15 protein-coding genes are annotated in these 18,065 nt (G+C 44.0%); 13 read left to right on the forward strand and 2 right to left on the reverse strand.

Translation table 11 applies throughout. The features are described 5' to 3' along the window. Positions 1 to 64: 64 nt before the first annotated feature. Together VIG27_RS02105 and VIG27_RS02110 are read left to right on the forward strand one after the other, a co-directional pair. The gene (locus VIG27_RS02105) at positions 65 to 763 is read left to right on the forward strand and encodes a class B sortase (RefSeq protein ID WP_394524839.1); all 699 of its coding nucleotides are present in this window, start codon (positions 65 to 67) and stop codon (positions 761 to 763) included. Between the two features lie 44 nt (positions 764 to 807). Further along, complete coding sequence (locus VIG27_RS02110) at positions 808 to 1,788, forward strand: Gfo/Idh/MocA family protein (protein WP_394524841.1); 981 nt, start codon at positions 808 to 810, stop codon at positions 1,786 to 1,788. A 199-nt stretch (positions 1,789 to 1,987) separates the two neighbouring features. Here the strand turns inward: VIG27_RS02110 and VIG27_RS02115 are convergent, their stop codons facing one another. Then, the gene (locus tag VIG27_RS02115) at positions 1,988 to 2,524 is read right to left on the reverse strand and encodes a glucan-binding protein (RefSeq protein ID WP_394524842.1); all 537 of its coding nucleotides are present in this window, start codon (positions 2,522 to 2,524) and stop codon (positions 1,988 to 1,990) included. Between the two features lie 223 nt (positions 2,525 to 2,747). Between VIG27_RS02115 and clpB the strand changes: the two genes are divergently transcribed. Then, positions 2,748 to 5,336, forward strand: coding sequence for an ATP-dependent chaperone ClpB (gene clpB / locus VIG27_RS02120; protein ID WP_394524843.1), 2,589 nt, complete (start codon positions 2,748 to 2,750; stop codon positions 5,334 to 5,336). Positions 5,337 to 5,517: 181 nt separating this feature from the next. On the opposite strand, the gene VIG27_RS02125 is transcribed toward clpB, so the two are convergent. After that, positions 5,518 to 6,522, reverse strand: a complete 1,005-nt coding sequence (locus tag VIG27_RS02125) for an asparaginase (RefSeq protein WP_394524845.1) — start codon at positions 6,520 to 6,522, stop codon at positions 5,518 to 5,520. 130 nt (positions 6,523 to 6,652) lie between these two features. Between VIG27_RS02125 and VIG27_RS02130 the strand changes: the two genes are divergently transcribed. The 10 genes from VIG27_RS02130 to VIG27_RS02175 all read left to right on the forward strand — a co-directional run bounded on the left by VIG27_RS02130 (position 6,653) and on the right by VIG27_RS02175 (position 18,065). Further along, entirely contained in the window at positions 6,653 to 6,832 is a 180-nt protein-coding gene (locus VIG27_RS02130) for a DUF4250 domain-containing protein (protein ID WP_394524846.1), read from the forward strand. A gap of 87 nt (positions 6,833 to 6,919) precedes the next feature. Continuing rightward, positions 6,920 to 8,431: a cardiolipin synthase gene (cls, locus tag VIG27_RS02135; protein ID WP_394524847.1), complete on the forward strand. Its 1,512-nt coding sequence runs from the start codon at positions 6,920 to 6,922 to the stop codon at positions 8,429 to 8,431. A gap of 43 nt (positions 8,432 to 8,474) precedes the next feature. Further along, entirely contained in the window at positions 8,475 to 8,945 is a 471-nt protein-coding gene (locus VIG27_RS02140; protein WP_394524848.1) for a putative ABC transporter permease, read from the forward strand. A 54-nt stretch (positions 8,946 to 8,999) separates the two neighbouring features. Further along, the gene (locus tag VIG27_RS02145) at positions 9,000 to 9,752 is read left to right on the forward strand and encodes a lysophospholipid acyltransferase family protein (RefSeq protein ID WP_394524849.1); all 753 of its coding nucleotides are present in this window, start codon (positions 9,000 to 9,002) and stop codon (positions 9,750 to 9,752) included. Positions 9,753 to 9,782: 30 nt separating this feature from the next. Further along, entirely contained in the window at positions 9,783 to 10,919 is a 1,137-nt protein-coding gene (gene pheA, locus VIG27_RS02150; RefSeq protein WP_394524850.1) for a prephenate dehydratase, read from the forward strand. A 61-nt stretch (positions 10,920 to 10,980) separates the two neighbouring features. Next, on the forward strand, positions 10,981 to 12,270 hold the full coding sequence (locus tag VIG27_RS02155; protein WP_394524851.1) for an ATP-binding protein: 1,290 nt from the start codon (positions 10,981 to 10,983) through the stop codon (positions 12,268 to 12,270). Positions 12,271 to 12,371: 101 nt separating this feature from the next. Next, positions 12,372 to 13,940, forward strand: coding sequence for an exopolyphosphatase (locus tag VIG27_RS02160; protein WP_394524852.1), 1,569 nt, complete (start codon positions 12,372 to 12,374; stop codon positions 13,938 to 13,940). After that, positions 13,940 to 16,081 (forward strand): RNA degradosome polyphosphate kinase, encoded by a 2,142-nt coding sequence (locus VIG27_RS02165; RefSeq protein WP_394524853.1) that lies wholly within the window; start codon positions 13,940 to 13,942, stop codon positions 16,079 to 16,081. The genes VIG27_RS02160 and VIG27_RS02165 overlap by 1 nt, the downstream gene beginning before the upstream one ends. 150 nt (positions 16,082 to 16,231) lie before the next feature. Next, a complete protein-coding gene (locus tag VIG27_RS02170) occupies positions 16,232 to 16,939 on the forward strand; it encodes a response regulator transcription factor (RefSeq protein ID WP_394524854.1) in 708 nt (235 codons plus the stop codon). Continuing rightward, positions 16,929 to 18,065 carry a sensor histidine kinase gene (locus tag VIG27_RS02175; RefSeq protein ID WP_394524855.1) on the forward strand — a complete coding sequence of 379 codons (1,137 nt, stop codon included), beginning with the start codon at positions 16,929 to 16,931 and terminating at the stop codon, positions 18,063 to 18,065. Before VIG27_RS02170 ends, VIG27_RS02175 begins: the two co-directional genes overlap by 11 nt.

Raw genomic sequence — 18,065 nt, forward strand, 5'->3', positions numbered from 1 at the left:
ATCCAAACAGATTGGAAATTTAAAAAAGATATTTTTAATCCTGGTATGGTTGTCAGGAGCACTCATGTTTGGCACAAAATTCATAGATCGTTACAGAACATACCAGGCAGCAGACCAGGAATATAAAGCATTAAATCAAAATATTTGGAACAATAAAAATAAATCTGATTCTCCCCCGCCAGCCTTTCAGCCGTCAACTCCCAGGCGGTCCCTTCACCTTCAACTAAAGAAAATCAATCCAGACTACTTATTCTGGCTGGCCATCCCAGGAACATCAATTAATTATCCCGTAGTAAGAAGCCCCCGCCCCGGTTACTATTTAAACCACACCTTTGGGGGAACTGAAAATCCCAGCGGCTGTCTGTTTATTCAAGAGGATACTCCCGCCCCAGGCAATGGGAATACAGTGATTTTTGGTCACAATATGAAAGACGGAACTATGTTTTCAGATTTAAAAAAGTATAAGGATGAAGAATATTATAAAAATCATGCCATCTTTTATGTGTATGATAAGGAAAGCTGGCATAAAGCTGAAATATTTTCAATTCAAATCAGACACGAGAGTGATTTGGATTGCTATGAAACGGAGTTTCATAATCAAAGCGAAAAGCAGCAATTTATTTACCGCATGGAGGAGTCATCCATACACCCTGCTGTATTTACGCCTTCTGTAGAAGACCCATTCATTTCCCTTTCTTCTTGTTATGGAAAGACCGGGAGAATCATTGTACAGGCATCTATCCTGTGTTATACTGAGGATTAGCAGTATTTGTGAAAAATAAAAAAATCAAACAGGAGGTCTAACCTATGGAAACAATAAAAATCGGTATTTTAGGAGCAGGAAGAATTGCAGCAGTGCTGGCGGATACAATGGTTCAAATGCCAAAAGTGCAGCTCGTGGGAGTTGCTTCCAGAAGTCTTTACAAAGCCCAGGAATTTGCTTCACGTTTCTCCATCAAAAAGGCTTATGGGTCCTATGAAGAACTGGCAAAGGATCCGGAGATTCAATTGATTTACATCGCGACCCCTCACTCGGAACATTGCAGGAATGCAAAGCTGTGTCTGGAAAATGGGAAGCACGTGCTTTGTGAAAAATCATTTGCAGCCAACGCCTCACAGGCAGAAGAGATGATTGCTCTGGCCAAAGAAAAAAATCTTTTAATTACGGAAGCCATGTGGGTAAGATATATGCCAATGGCCGAGACCATAAGAAAGGTGATAGCTTCCGGCATTATAGGGGAACCGATGACTCTTACTGCCAATCTCTGTTATCTGGTTTCAGATAAGCCTCGTCTCATTGAACCGGAACTTGCAGGCGGTGCACTGCTTGATGTTGGTGTGTATACTTTAAACTTTGCTTCGCTTATATTTGGAGATGATATTACAGATATTAAGTCCAGTGTGGTTAAGACCGAAACCGGAGTGGATGCACAAAACAGCATTACCCTTACCTACCAGGGAGGTAAGATGGCCATTCTTAACAGTTCGTTACGGGTTATTTCTGACAGGCAGGGAATTATATACGGCACCAAGGGATATATGGTGATTGAGAATATCAACAACTTTGAATCCATAAAGGTTTACGACACGGAACGGAACGTGGTTGAGACATACGAAAGGCCAAAGCAGATCTCTGGTTATGAATATCAGATAGAAGCCAGTGCCGATGCCATTGAAAAGGGACTGACAGAATGTCCTCAGATGCCTCACAAGATTACATTGAATATTATGAACGTAATGGATGAGCTAAGGCGGCAGTGGGGAATCCGTTATCCGTTTGAGGGGTAAAAAAGAGCTTTAATTATCAATCCCGCGTATTGGTTTAACGAAATAGCAAGGGCTGTTAAAATAAGAATTTTGCCGGAAATACCATGGTAAATGGATTTGCATTTTATCTGCAATATCTGGAAAAAATCTATAATTTTAACAGCCGTTTTAAAAAGTTTTTTGTACCGTGAAAATTTTTACTTCATATTATAAATTGATACTAACGTTCTTCGTTCATGCGCCCTTTAGAATCCACATAAGAGCCATCGATCATACGGTTTGTGGCCATAAGTCCGAGTACTCCGTCCTGGTTTTGGTTAAAATAGTACCAGGAACCATCAATTTTATGCCAGCCGGTGGCCAGAATTCCGATATGATTGGTGTAAAACCAGCCACCATAATCGGGATCATAAATCCATCCGGTTACCATCGCGCCTTCCTGAGACCCTTTTTCCCGATTAAAATAATACCAGTGGCTGTTTATATGGTTCCAGCCGGTGGCCATATATCCATTGTCCATAAAATAATAGGATTTTCCCTGATATTCTCCCCAGGTTCCGGCAGGAGAGCTTAAATTCCATTGATTTACAAAACGCCAGCCTGCTTCATCCTTTGTCCAATAACCGGATAAATATACGGATTCCTCCTTTGTATGTGCGAAACTGACGGTGTGACTGGAGCCTGACGATAGGAACAGGAAGAAGAAAGTCAGTGCAAGCAGGGAGCGCATCAGAAAACGGCGGTGGAAAATATTCACAAAAACGGTCACCTCCTTAAATTAGTCCGTAGAATTTCTGATTCGATTATAAGTGATGGATTCATAAAATACAATGCAGGAACGGGAACTGTAAGATTTTCGACGGAATTCTGTTTAAAATTTATTATAATTTTCTTGACACCTATCAAATGGTTTGTTATATTACATATAGAACAATAGAAAGAAATGTTTCTATATAGCCGGATAAAAGGAGGAAGCTATTATGAACATTAATAAATTTACTCGAAAATCAATGGAAGCTGTCCAGAATTGTGAAAAACTTGCATATGAATATGGAAATCAGCAAATCGAGCAGGAGCATTTGCTTTATAGCCTTCTTACAATAGAAGACAGTCTGATTTTAAAGCTTATTACAAAGATGAACATACAGAAAGAGCAGTTTTTAAATGAAATCGTCCAGGCCATTCAAAAGCTGCCGAAAGTAAGCGGCGGACAGTTATACATCAGCAATGACTTGAATAAGGTACTGATCAGTGCAGAGGATGAGGCAAAAGGAATGGGAGATGAATACGTCTCCGTGGAGCACCTATTCCTTGCAATTTTAAAACAGCCGTCCAAGCCGGTTAAAGAGTTATTGCGGACCTATGGCATTACAAGAGAGAATTTTTTAACTGCACTTTCTACGGTACGCGGCAACCAGCGGGTGGTGAACGACAACCCGGAAGCCACCTATGACACGTTGAATAAATATGGCTATGATATGGTGGAGAGAGCCAGGGACCAAAAGCTGGATCCGGTAATCGGCAGAGACAGTGAGATCCGTAACGTAGTCCGTATTCTTTCAAGAAAGACAAAGAATAACCCGGTGCTCATTGGGGAACCAGGAGTTGGTAAGACTGCGGTTGTTGAAGGTTTGGCCCAAAGAATTGTGCGGGGCGATGTTCCCGAAGGGTTAAAGGACAAAAAGCTGTTTGCCCTTGATATGGGGGCTATGCTTGCAGGAGCCAAGTACCGGGGTGAATTTGAAGAACGTTTAAAGGCCGTCCTTGATGAAGTGAAAAAGAGCGACGGACGGATCATACTTTTTATTGATGAGCTTCATACCATCGTAGGGGCCGGAAAGACAGAAGGTTCCATGGATGCCGGAAATATGCTAAAGCCTATGCTGGCAAGAGGAGAACTCCACTGCATCGGCGCTACCACTCTTGATGAATACCGGCAGTACGTGGAAAAAGATCCCGCTCTGGAGCGGCGTTTCCAGCCGGTCATGGTAGATGAGCCCACGGTGGAAGATACCATTTCCATACTGAGAGGATTAAAGGAGCGGTATGAGGTTTATCATGGAGTTAAAATCACCGACTCCGCTTTGGTTTCTGCAGCTGTCTTGTCTGACCGCTACATCAGCGAACGTTTTTTACCGGATAAGGCCATTGACCTGGTGGATGAAGCCTGTGCCATGATTAAGACAGAGCTGGATTCCATGCCGGCGGAGTTGGATGAGCTTTCAAGAAGGATCATGCAGATGGAAATCGAAGAAGCGGCTCTAAAAAAAGAGACCGACCATTTAAGCCAGGATCGTTTGGCAGAACTGCAGAGAGAGCTGGCAGAGCTGCATGATGAATTTGCACGGCAGAAAGCCCAGTGGGAAAATGAAAAGGCATCAGTGGACCGGTTGTCTTCTTTAAGAGAGGAAATTGAAAACTTGAACCGGGAAATACAGGATGCAAAACAGAAATATGATCTAAACCGTGCGGCAGAGCTGCAGTACGGAAAATTGCCTCAGCTTCAGAAAGAACTGGAAGAGGAGGAGGAACGGGTAAGGAATCAGGATTTAAGCCTGGTTCATGAAAGTGTGACAGAGGAAGAAATATCAAAAATTGTTTCCAAATGGACGGGGATTCCCGTATCCAGACTGACAGAAAGTGAGCGGAATAAGACCCTTCATCTGGATCAGGAGCTTCATAAACGGGTCATCGGACAGGAAGAGGCAGTCACAAAAGTAACAGAAGCCATCATTCGTTCCAAGGCAGGGATCAAGGACCCCACAAAGCCCATTGGTTCCTTCCTGTTTTTAGGTCCTACCGGTGTGGGAAAAACAGAGCTTGCCAAAACATTGGCCCAAAGCCTGTTTGACGATGAAAACAACATTGTAAGAATTGATATGACCGAGTACATGGAAAAACATTCCGTATCCCGTTTGATCGGAGCACCTCCAGGATATGTGGGATATGACGAAGGCGGCCAGCTCACAGAAGCGGTTCGGAGAAAACCCTACTCAGTGGTTTTATTTGATGAGGTGGAAAAAGCCCATCCCGATGTATTTAATGTGCTTTTACAGGTGCTTGATGATGGACGTATCACCGATTCCACAGGTAAGACGGTGGACTTTAAAAACACCATTATTATCATGACTTCCAATATTGGTTCCCAGTATCTGCTTACAGGCATTGATGAGAAGGGGGAAATCAGGGAAGATGCAGAAGCAATGGTCATGAATGATTTAAGAAATCATTTCCGGCCGGAGTTCTTAAACCGTCTGGATGAAATCATTTTGTTTAAACCCCTGAACAAGGATAACATCAGAGGAATCATTGATCTTTTGATGGCCGATTTGAACAAGCGGATGCAGGACCGTGAGATAAAGATTGAACTGACTGATTCTGCAAAAAATATGATTATGGAGCGGGGATACGATCCTGCATATGGAGCACGCCCATTAAAACGGTATTTACAAAAACATGTGGAAACCCTGGCAGCTAAAATCATACTGGGTGAAGAGGTTCGTGCAGGCAAAGAGATCGTAATTGATACGTCTGAAGACGGGCATCAGTTGATTGCATATTTGGAATAAAAAAATGATGCATAAAAAAATTGTAAATTAATAATGTGATATAGAAGAAAATGTAGTAAAAATAAAAATGCGCTCTGACAGGGCAATAAAAACCAACGGAAGGTAAGGAAAACCATTGGGCAATAAAGCCAAATCACAGCGCATTTTTTTTAGCAAAGCCGAGATTCTTCAAGTCAATTCCTTAAACACTCCAAAGAATATCCCGGTTAATCGTATGGTAGAACAGATCCCGAATCATTTTTTGATCCTTCGTCTGTCCAAGAATCCACATCAGTTTCGTAACCGTAGCCTCCAGTGTCATATCATAAGCTTCTAAAAGTCCAAATTCTTTTTTTATGGTATGTCCCACTTCATAGACTGACATATTGCTGCCCTCATTGGTGACCTGGGTGGTCATGACCACGGTTTTTCCAAGAGAGACCCATTTTTCTATGGCTTTATAAAAGTCTCCCGTATCATAGGAGGGAAGTCCACCCACTCCAAAGGATTCAATAATGACCGCATCATAATGTTCCGCCATATAATCAAGTGTCTCTGCCCCCATGGAAGGAATCAGCTTCATCAGAGACACATGCGGATTTAAATGGTGGAAAAATTGTAATTTTCCGGAGTATGATTTTTTATCATCAAGGTAAAATATTACGTGACCATCCTGAATGGTGGCAATATATGGAAAGTTAATGCTTGAAAATGCGTTATAGCTTTTGGTGCGGACCTTTTTCCCTCTGGTGCCGGCGATGGCTTTTCCGTCGAAAACAATGGTCACACCGTGAGCCCGGTCATCACTGGCAAAGCGCAGACTGTCAAATAAATTTATACGAGCGTCCGTATTTTCCATATCAATGGGTTTTTGTGCACCGGTTATGACAATGGGTTTTTGTGAATTCTGAATGAGATAAGATAAGGCAGCGGCCGTATATGCCATGGTATCCGTACCATGACAGATGACGAAACCATCGTATTCATCATAATGGTCTTCCATAGCCTTTGCTATGATGAGCCAGTGCTTTGGCTGCATATTGGTACTGTCAATATTTAATACCTGCAGACTGTCTGCCCTGCAGAAGTTTTTCGCCTCCGGGACATAGGAAAGCAGTTCGTTGGAGGTCAAAAGCGGTTTTAACCCGGAGTCGCCCCTCTTGCAGGCGATGGTTCCGCCTGTGCCCAGCATTAGTATTTTTTTCATTTAAAATCACCTCTTGAAAGATTCTGAACCTGATTGTAGCATTTCTTTTTCCGTTCGTATAGGGCATTTGTTGAAAATAATGGATAACTATGTTAAAATTATATATAATTAAGAAACAGGAGAGAAAGCAATGACTCAAGTACCAAAGGATCCGGTGATATTATTAAGTTATATGAACACACAATTAAGAGATTTTTATCCTTCACTGGAAGAATGCTGCAAAAGTCTGGGGATTCAGGAAGAGGAAGTTACACGCACCCTGGCTTCCATTGACTATCGCTATGATCGTGAGAAAAATCAATTTATATAAATAACGACATTCCCTGAAGGGGAAAATAAAGGGTCGTCGCTTATGCGGTGGCCCTTTTTGTAAAAAAGAAAGACAGGAGGTAGATTCATGGATACGATTTGGATACAGACCGTGGAATTGTGGAATTGGTTAATGAACCATCTGATCTATATCAATCTGGTTCTTTCCATAATCATTGTATTTTTTCAGCGGCGGGACCCCAAAGCGGTCTGGACCTGGCTGCTGGCTTTGTATTTTATTCCGGTATTCGGAATATTGTTTTACCTCCTTCTGGGTCAGGATATGCGGAAGAATAAGATGTTCCGGGTAAAAGAAATTGAAGACCGGATGAGCTATTCCATAAAAAACCAGGAGGATTTTTTAAGAAATAATGATATGAGCCTGGTTTCCTCTTTATCCAGAGATTATGCCGATTTAGTCCTCTATAATCTGGAAACCTCAGGCTCCGTCCTCACGGTCGATAATGAAGTTACGATTTTTACGGACGGAGAGGACAAATTCCGGGATTTGAGAAATGAATTATCAAAGGCAGTCCACTTCATTCATTTACAGTATTACATTATAAAAGACGATGAACTATTTGATTCCATAATTCCAATTCTGATCGAAAGGGCAAAGGCAGGGGTGGAAGTCCGGATTCTCTGTGACGGTATGGGCGGGCGTTTTATGCCCAAGTCCAAGTGGAAGCTGTTAAAGGAAAACGGTGTGAAGGTAGGCATCTTTTTTCCGCCCATTATGGGGCGGCTCCAGCTTCGTGTAAACTACAGAAACCACAGAAAAATCGTTGTCATTGATAACCGGGTGGGATATGTGGGCGGATTTAACATTGGAAGGGAATACATTTCAAAAGATGCCAAATTTGGGTATTGGCGGGATACGCATTTAAAATTAACCGGAGGTTCGGTGTTAAGCCTGCAGATCCGGTTTGCTTTAGACTGGAATTATGCCGCAGGAGAAAATCTGTTCAAGCATATGAAATATTTCTGTGAAAATGATGACGGAACCTGCCTGGAGTCTTTGGGAGTAGTTGACATAACCAGAAAAGAAAAGAAGCTGGGAATTCAAATTATAGCCAGCGGGCCTGATGCAGGCAGCAGACAGATCCGGGATAATTACCTCCGGTTGTTTTCCAAGGCAAGGCATCACATCTATATCCAGACGCCTTATTTTGTGCCGGATGATGCCGTACTTTCCACTTTGCGGTTAGCTGCCCGTTCCGGTGTGGATGTAAGGCTGATGATTCCTTGTAAGCCGGACCATCCCTTTGTTTACTGGGCGTCTTATTCCTATGTAGGGGATCTGCTTTCGGCTGGAGCCAGATGCTACACCTATGAAAATGGGTTCCTTCATGCAAAAGGGGTGATGACAGATGGGAAGGTCAGCTCCTATGGAACCGCCAACATGGATATCCGCAGCTTTGAGCTCAATTTTGAAGTCAATGCAGTGATTTATGATGAGGAAACCACACAAAAGCTGGAAGAACTGTTTTTAAAGGATTTAGAGGTATGCAAAGAGATTACACCTGAGATTTATGAGGACCGGAGCATCTTCATCCGCATCAAGGAGCAGGGCAGCAGACTGCTGTCTCCTCTTTTATAGAATTCTTTACCGCACAACATAATTTCTCCATAACCGGCGCATAATGAAAGTTATGAAGACACTAACACAAATTGATTTAAAACAATTACCCATGAACTTCTGCAGATGCGGAGTGACAGGCTGGTGCCTGGAGGTTATTTTTACCTCAACGGAATCCATTTTGCGTCATGACTGGCGGCTGATGGGGCAGACTTCTCTGTTGATGTTCCCCATCTATGGCTGCGGAGCCTTGCTTGGTCCCATCGGACAATTCATCGACCAATGGCTGAGCCCCGGACAAAGGCTTGCACCAAGGCCGGGAGAACTTGCCATCCGGCATGGATTCCTTTATATGGTTCTTATTTTTGTGGCAGAATATATTTTTGGATCGCTGCTCACACTCACCGGAATGTGTCCCTGGGATTACTCCGGACGCAGCACCAACATCGACGGGCTTATCCGCCTGGATTTTGCACCGTTGTGGTTTGCCACCGGACTGTTGTTTGAACAAATTACAAAAAAGAGAGGAAGGTAGTATTGTAATTAAAGTCGCCATTTTATATAATAGATAAAATGGAGGGCGAGAGCAATGATACGTTTTATACTGGTAGCAGCAACAGTCATTTTATTTTTGGTTTTAAGTATCCCGGTCCTCATTTTTGAATGGCTGACTGGGAAAAGAGACCGCCATCTGCGGGACAGACAGAGCATTGCGGTGGTAAGAAGGATTTTCAGGGTAATCCTGTCCTTTGCCGGTGTGAAGATCACGGTAAAGGGAAAAGAGAACATTCCGGCTGATCGTGCCGTTCTCTATGTGGGAAACCATAGAAGTTATTTTGATATCCTGGTGGGCTACGTTACCGTCCCCGGTCTTATGGGATTTGTGGCCAAAAAAGAGATGGAGAAGATTCCTCTGCTCTCCACCTGGATGAAATTTGTGAATTGCCTGTTTTTGGATCGGAAGAATTTGAAGGAAGGCTTAAAAACCATTCTTACAGGCATCGAGCAGGTGAAAAACGGGGTCTCCGTCTGGATCTTTCCGGAAGGGACCAGAAATAAGAATGAGAATCCTCTGGACCTTCTTCCCTTTAAGGAAGGAAGTCTTAAAATTGCAGAAAAAAGCGGATGTCCCGTAGTTCCGGTAGCCATGACAGGGACTGCGGAGGTTTTTGAAAGGCATTTGCCTTTTATCCGGCCGTCCCATGTGACCATTGAATTCGGCAAGCCATTTTATCCCAAGGAATTGGAAGCGGAGTTCCGCAAATTTCCGGGAGCGTATGCGGAAAGTCAGATCAAGACCATGCTGGGAGAACAGCTAAGCCTGAATGAGAACCACACGTAATTACACAATCAGATAAAGGGAAGAAGACCTATGAAGACATTAGACCTACAGGAAATCAGAAAGCAGCTAGACGGGATCGACCGGGAGATGGTTGCCCTCTTTGAAACGCGTATGGAGCTGTGCAGAAAAGTGGCCGAATATAAGATAGGCACCGGTAAGCCGGTCTATGACGGAGAAAGAGAACAGCAGAAGATCGATGCGGTCACTGGTATGGTGGAAGGGGAATTCTTAAAGCAGGCGGTAAAGGAACTGTTCACCCAGATGATGACCATCAGCCGTAATTATCAGTACAAGCAGATGGCAGAATCTGGTTTTCAGACAGAACATACCTTTAAACCCGTAAAGAATCTTGCGCTTGCAGGAGCAAGGGTTGTGTATCAGGGGGTGGAAGGTGCTTACAGCCATGGCGCAGCCTTAAAGTATTTCGGCCCGGAAGCCAGTCTCTACCATGTGGCAACCTGGGATGATGCCATGAAGGAAGTGGAGGAAGGCAGAGCAGACTATGCAGTGCTTCCCATTGAAAATTCCTCCGCAGGTGCGGTGACGGACAATTATGACCTTCTGATGAAATATCATAATTACATCGCGGCTGAAACCTTTTTAACGGTAAACCATGCTCTTTTGGGACTTCCTAATGCCAGGACAGAAGATATACGGACCGTATTTTCCCATCCACAGGCCCTGATGCAGTGCTCGGAGTTTCTAAATGCCAACAGGCAATGGAAGCAGATCAGTGTGGAGAATACGGCGGTGGCAGCCAAAAAGGTCCTGGAAGAGGGAGATCCTTCCCAGGCCGCCGTAGCCAGTGAAATTGCCGGAGAGCTTTATGGCCTTAAGGTTTTGAGTTCTTCCATTAACCATAACAAAAACAATACCACCCGTTTTATCATCCTTACCAAAGAAGCGGTATACCGGGAGGATGCACAAAAAATAAGTTTGAGTTTTGAACTGCCTCATAAGAGCGGTTCCCTTTATAATATATTGAGCAATTTTATTTACAACGGAGTCAACATGTTTATGATCGAATCCAGACCCATTCCCGGAAGAAACTGGGAATACCGGTTCTTTGTTGATATTGAAGGGAATTTAAGCCATGCGTCCGTTCAGAATGCCTTAAAGGGAATTTCCGAGGAAGGCCGCAATATGAGGATTTTAGGAAATTATTAAGGGCTTTTCATAAGTTCGGTCTGATTCAGACCGGACTTAAACTTTACACAGGGAGGAAATTATGAAATCTCAGGAATTGATACTGTACCGCGACTTAGAATACCGGGAACTCTTTGACCAGATTGCGAAACTGCTGACACGTTCCCCGGAGGAAAAATCAGAAGCAATGCCGGATTCCCATGCCTGTGCGGGTCAGATGATTAAGCTGGCGTCCTCTTACGGGTTTTCGGGAAACCTATGGCATTGTTTTTTGGCATTATGCCTGGCGGACAATGAAAATGCCTACAGCACCTCCTGTGAGGTGGTAGGGCCTGTAAGAGGGACATTAAACCAGCTCGCAGCCCATGATTTTGCCATCTTCAAAGAACTTTTTTCTTACGATATCAGCACCTTGGATGATAGGGGAGCGTCCGGAATATGGTCTTCGCTGAAAGACTACGAGGCACCGGATGAGAGCAGCAGTGTTTATAATCCATGGATCCGGGACCAGATTCTTGCACTTGCAAAAGCACTTTCCTGCGCTTCTGATGAGGAGGTATTTAAGGCAGAGGTCACAGAATTTTACCGCCGGTTCGGGGTAGGGAAATTTGGCCTTAACAAGGCGTTTCGTGTGGAGGGAGAAGAAAACCATCCAAGAATCCTTCCGATTACAAATATTGAAACCATTGATTTATCCGATATCATCGGTTATGAGCGCCAAAAGCAGAAGCTTATAGAAAATACGGAGGCGTTTTTGAATGGAAAGGCTGCCAATAACGTCCTGTTATTCGGGGACAGCGGAACCGGGAAGTCCTCCAGCATCAAGGCCATTTTAAATGAATACTATGACAGGGGATTAAGGATCATTGAGGTTTACAAGCACCAGTTTCAGATGCTTTTAAAGGTCCAGGAGCAGATAAAAGACCGGAATTACAAATTCATCATCTATATGGATGACCTGTCTTTTGAGGACTCGGAACTGGAATATAAATATTTAAAAGCCATTATGGAAGGGGGCCTGGGAGTAAAACCTGGGAATGTGTTGATTTATGCCACTTCAAACCGCCGCCATTTGATCCGGGAAAAGTTCAGCGACAAAAGAGAATTGGATGATGAATTACATAATAATGATACCGTCCAGGAAAAACTTTCCCTGGTTGCCCGCTTCGGCGTGACCATTTATTATGGTTCTCCCGATAAAGCAGAGTATTTAAATATTGTAAAGGAACTGGCCGCAAGGCACCAGATAACCATGCCGCTGGAGGAGCTTTATGCAAAGGCAAATATCTGGGAATTGCAGCATGGGGGTCTGTCTGGAAGGACTGCAAGCCAGTTTTTAACTTACATTTTGGGGAAGAAAGAAGAAAAATAGGGAATTATGGAATATTTTACCTGGATTTAACACAGAACTTACAAACATAGAGTAAAATAGTAGCAAAACGGCCCTTAGAATGGGCGGTAAGGAGGGCAAGTATGGCAATCAAATTGTTTGCTGCCATTGATGTTGGATCATTTGAATTGGAACTTGGCATATATGAAATTTCAGTCAAAAGCGGAATACGAAAGATCGATCATGTCCGCCATGTAATCGCCCTTGGGAGGGATACTTATAACAACGGCAAAATCAGTTATGATTTGGTAGAGGAGATGTGCAGTGTCATAAAAGATTTTGCGGACATTATGCAGTCTTATAAGGTCATCGGATACCGGGCTTACGCCACCAGTGCTTTGCGGGAGGCAAAAAACAACCAGATCGTTTTGGACCAGATCAAGGTAAGAACCGGAATTGAAGTTAAGATCATAAGCAACTCGGAGCAGCGCTTTATCAGTTATAAAGCCATTGCTTCAAAGGATGCAGAATTCAGTAAGATCATTGAGAAGGGGACTTCCATTGTGGATGTTGGCTTTGGGAGCATGCAGGTATCCCTGTTTGATAAGGATGCCCTCATTTCCACTCAGAATCTGATGCTGGGAGTACTTAGAATCCGGGAGATGATGGGAGCTGTGCAGGTCAACACCAAGATGCAGAACACCCTGATCGAAGAGATGGTAGATAATGAGCTTTACACCTTCCGGAAGGTGTATTTAAAAGACCGGGAGATCAAAAATCTTATCGGAATCGGAGAGAGCATTCTCTATCTGTCCAGGGGCAGCAACGGAGGAAAGGCGGTGGAGTGGATCACAGCCGAGGAATTCATCGTTTTTTACGAGAAGATTCTAAAGATGTCCAGTGACCAGATCCAGGAGCGGTTTGGAGTCAATGCAGAATATGCAGAGCTTCTTGTACCGGCGGCCATCATCTATAAACGGGTTTTGGAACTGACCGGTGCGGAGATGTTCTGGATTCCCGGCATCCGTCTGTGTGACAGCATAGCCGCTGAATATGCAGAAGAGAGTAAGTCGGTCAAATTCCATCATGATTTTTCCGAGGACATTCTTGCAGCGTCAAGAAACATGGCAAAGCGCTATAAATGTCATGTGCCCCATACGGCAATTCTGGAAAAATATGTTCTGGATATTTTTGACAGCATGAAAAAATACCATGGCATGGGAAAGAGAGAACGCCTTCTTCTGCAGATTTCCGCCATTCTTCATGCCTGCGGAAAATTTATTACCATGAGAAAACCAAGCGAGTCTGCGTATCATATCATTATGTCCACAGAAATCATTGGGTTGTCCCACATGGAACGTGAGATCATTGCCAATGTGGTCCGGTATAACGGAGTAGAATTCGATTACAGCCGGATGCATCTGAATGAAGAGATGTTCCGCAATACAAAGGGAGAACTCTCCAAAGAGGATATCACCATATTGATGGCTAAACTGACTGCCATTTTAAGACTGGCAAACTCCATGGACCGCAGCCATAAGCAAAAGCTTTCCGACAGCCGCATGAGCGTGAAGAACCGCCAGCTTGTGGTTGTTACTTCCTATGAAGGCGACATCACCCTGGAATCTGTGGCATTTCAGCAAAAGGCGGATTTCTTTGAAGAGATCTTTGGAATAAGACCTGTCTTAAAACAGAAGAGGAGGTTGAGCTAATGGCAGATATCAATGAGATTTATTACAATCCTGAAAATTATGTAAATCGGGAACTGAGCTGGATCGAATTTAATTACCGCGTACTCAGTGAAGCGAGAGACAAAAACATACCTCTGTTTGAACGGCTGAAATTCCTAAGTATTACTGCCTCCAATCTGGATGAATTTTATATGGTCCGTGTCGCTTCTTTAAAAGACATGGTCCATGCAAAATATACGAAACCTGATATAGCAGGGTTAAAACCCTCGGATCAGCTGGAAAAAATCAGCGAGAAGACCCATGAGCTGGTAGCGGTACAGTATTCCACCTATAACCGTTCCCTTTTGCCTGCCTTAAAACAGAACGGGCTTCGTGTCATTATCAATCACGAGGATTTAAGTGAAGAAGAAGGAAGCTATGCGGACCGCTATTTTGAGCGGGATGTTTATCCGGTCCTGACTCCCATGGCTGTGGATTCCTCCCGCCCATTTCCTCTCATACGGAATAAAACCTTAAATATTGCTGCGCTTTTGAAGAAAAAAAGCGGGGAGGAAGAACTGGAATTTGCCATGGTCCAGGTGCCAAGCGTTCTGCCGAGGATCGTGAAGCTGCCGTCAAAAGAAAAGGGAATGCAGGCGGTTATATTGCTGGAACAGATCATTGAGCGGAATATGGAACGTCTGTTTTTAAATTACAATGTAATAACCTCCAGTCCCTTCCGGGTCATGAGAAATGCTGATTTGACCATTGATGAAGAAGAAGCGGTAGACTTATTGGAAGAGATCCAGAAGCAGCTGAAAAAGAGACAGTGGGGCGAAGCCATTCGTCTGGAAGTGGAAGAAAAAATGGATAAGCAGCTTCTTAAGATTCTGAAGCGGGAATTAAACATCAGCTCCAGCGATATCTTTTCCATTCCCGGTCCCCTGGATCTGACATTTTTGATGAAGATGTACGGATTGGAAGGATTTGACCATTTAAAAGAGGTTCCTTATGTGCCCCAGCAGGTTCCAAGACTGATGAACGAGGATGATATTTTTACCAACATCCGAAAGGGTGATATACTGCTCCATCACCCTTATGAGACCTTTGACCCTGTGGTAAATTTTGTGAAGGAGGCGGCCAAGGACCCGGAGGTTCTGGCAATTAAGCAGACCCTGTACCGGGTCAGTGGAAACTCCCCCATTGTAGCTGCTTTGGCGGAAGCCGCGGATAACCGGAAGCAGGTCTCGGTTCTGGTGGAATTGAAAGCCCGTTTTGACGAAGAGAATAACATCAACTGGGCCAAAAAGCTTGAAAAGGCGGGCTGTCATGTGATCTACGGTCTGGTAGGCTTAAAAACCCACAGCAAGATTACTCTGGTGGTCCGCAGGGAAGAAGACGGAATCCGCCGGTATGTCCATTTGGGAACCGGGAATTACAACGATTCTACGGCAAAGCTCTATACCGATTTCGGTCTCATGACCTGCAATCCCCAGATCGGAGAAGACGCGACCGCGGTATTTAATATGCTTTCCGGTTACTCGGAACCTCTTCACTGGAATAAATTAGTAATGGCCCCCATCTGGCTGAGAGCCAGATTCTTAAAGATGATCCGCCGGGAGATGAAAAATGCCCGCTCAGAAAAGCCGGCTCACATCATCGCCAAGATGAATTCTCTCTGCGATAAGGAGATCATTGCGGCTCTTTATGAGGCTTCCTGTTCCGGTGTGAAGATCCAGCTGATCGTGCGGGGAATCTGCAGCTTAAAGGCGGGAGTTCCCGGTTTAAGCGAAAATATTTCCGTCCATTCCATTGTGGGGAATTTCCTGGAACATGCCAGAATCTTTTATTTTGAAAATGACGGCAGTCCCGAAGTCTATCTTGGAAGTGCGGACTGGATGCCCAGGAATCTGGACCGGCGGGTGGAGATCATGTTCCCCGTGGAAGAGGAAGCATTGAAGGAACGAATCATAAATATCCTTAAAATTCAATTAGAGGATAATGTTAAGGCTCATATTTTACTGCCGGATGGAACCTATGAAAAGCCGGATAAAAGGGGGCGGGTCCAGAGAAACAGCCAGGAAGAATTATGCAGAGAGGCAGAGCGTTCGGTAAACGCCGAGCTTAAAAAATCAAACCCCCAGGCCAGCCGGGTATTCGTTCCGACAGAGAGCCAGAATTAAGTGGAAAATCAGATGGGAATTACCTTATTATAGGTTTTTTGTAAGAAAATAGTAAGGCAAAGATACCTTTCTTGTGGTAAAATGGATGCAGGCTTTTTCTTTTTAAAAAGGGAAGAGCCGCTTACATAACGACAAGGGAGGTATTTTTTCATGTCCGAAACGATAAGCATTCTGGTTGTGGATGATGAGAAGGAAATTGCAGATCTGGTTGAAATTTATCTGGTCAGTGATGGATATAAAGTATACAAGGCGAACCATGCGGAAGAAGGGCTTGAGATACTGGAAAAGAATCCGATTCACTTAGTACTTTTAGACATCATGATGCCTGGCATGGATGGACTCTCCATGTGCAAGAAGATAAGGGAAACCAATAACATCCCAATCATCATGCTGAGCGCCAAGTCAACGGACTTAGACAAGATATTGGGGCTGGGAACCGGAGCGGATGATTATGTAACAAAACCATTCAATCCGCTGGAACTGACGGCCCGTGTAAAATCTCAGCTTCGCCGTTATACCCAGTTAAATCCCAACAGCTCGGTCAATGAAGCGGCAAAGAATGAAATTGCAATCCGTGGACTGACGATCAACAAGGACAATCACAAGGTGACTGTTTATGGAGAAGAGATAAAACTTACTCCCATTGAATTTGACATCCTTTATCTGCTGGCTTCCAATCCGGGAAGAGTGTTCAGTACCGATGAGATTTTTGAAAAAGTATGGAATGAAAAGGTTTATGAAGCCAATAACACGGTAATGGTACATATCAGGCGTCTGAGAGGCAAGATGAAGGAAGACACCAGACAGAATAAGATTATCACCACTGTTTGGGGGGTAGGATACAAAATTGAAAAATGATATCAATCGCCGTTTCCATACCCGGGTCGTCGCCAATATTTTTTACAGTGCAGTCGTTACGGTATTGATCGAACTCTTTCTTGTGACCAATATTTCCTTAATCGCCTCCTATATGCGCAATACCCAGAGAGACAACGCATTCGTGGAGATGCTGACCACCTTTGATGCGGTTGTGATCCTGATTTATGTTGTATTTGGAATCGGTGTTTTTACCGTCACCTTTCTCCTCCTTCAGGAAAAGTCCATGCGCTACATCGCCAGGATTTCCGATGCCATGCAGAGCATTTCCGAGGGTGATCTAAACATTACGGTAGAGATCGAAGGGGATGATGAATTTTCCGTTATGGCTGCCAGTCTGAATAAGATGGTGGGAGACTTAAAGGAATTGATGGATAAAGAAAGGGAAGCGGAACGGACAAAGAACGAATTAATTACGAATATTGCCCATGACTTACGGACTCCTTTGACCTCCATCACCGGATATCTGGAACTGCTGTCCGGGGAGAAAAAGCTGGATTCTGAGGTTCAGAAAAAGTACATAGGTATTGTATACGTGAAGACAAAGCGGCTGGAGAAGCTGATTGAAGATCTATTCGGATTTACGAAGCTGAACTACGGAAAGATGTCCATGCATGTATCAAGGGTGGACGTGGTAAAGCTTCTGAGCCAGCTTCTGGAAGAATTTTATCCCAGCTTTGTGGATAAAAATCTCTCTTATGAACTTCAAAGCAATGTCCCCGTCCAGTTCATTACAGCAGATGGCAATCTTCTGGCGCGTCTGTTCGACAATCTCATCAACAATGCCATCAAGTACGGAGCCGACGGGAAACGGATTCTCGTAAGGGTTCACGGAGACGAAGACCAGGTAACGGTTTCCGTCATCAATTACGGCTATGTGATTCCCTCAGAAGAACTGCCTTTGATCTTCAATAAATTCTACCGTGTGGAGCAGTCCCGTTCCACCAATACCGGAGGAACCGGGCTGGGACTTGCCATAGCGAAGAATATCGTGGATATGCACGGCGGCAGCATTGATGTGACCAGTGATTTGTCCGGTACGGTATTCACGGTAAAGCTGAAGGTTGATTTTGATGTAAACAAAGAGAACTTTGGAAAGATAGGATGA

The sequence above is a fragment of the Lacrimispora sinapis genome, assembly GCF_043633585.1.
Taxonomy (GTDB): domain Bacteria; phylum Bacillota; class Clostridia; order Lachnospirales; family Lachnospiraceae; genus Lacrimispora; species Lacrimispora sinapis.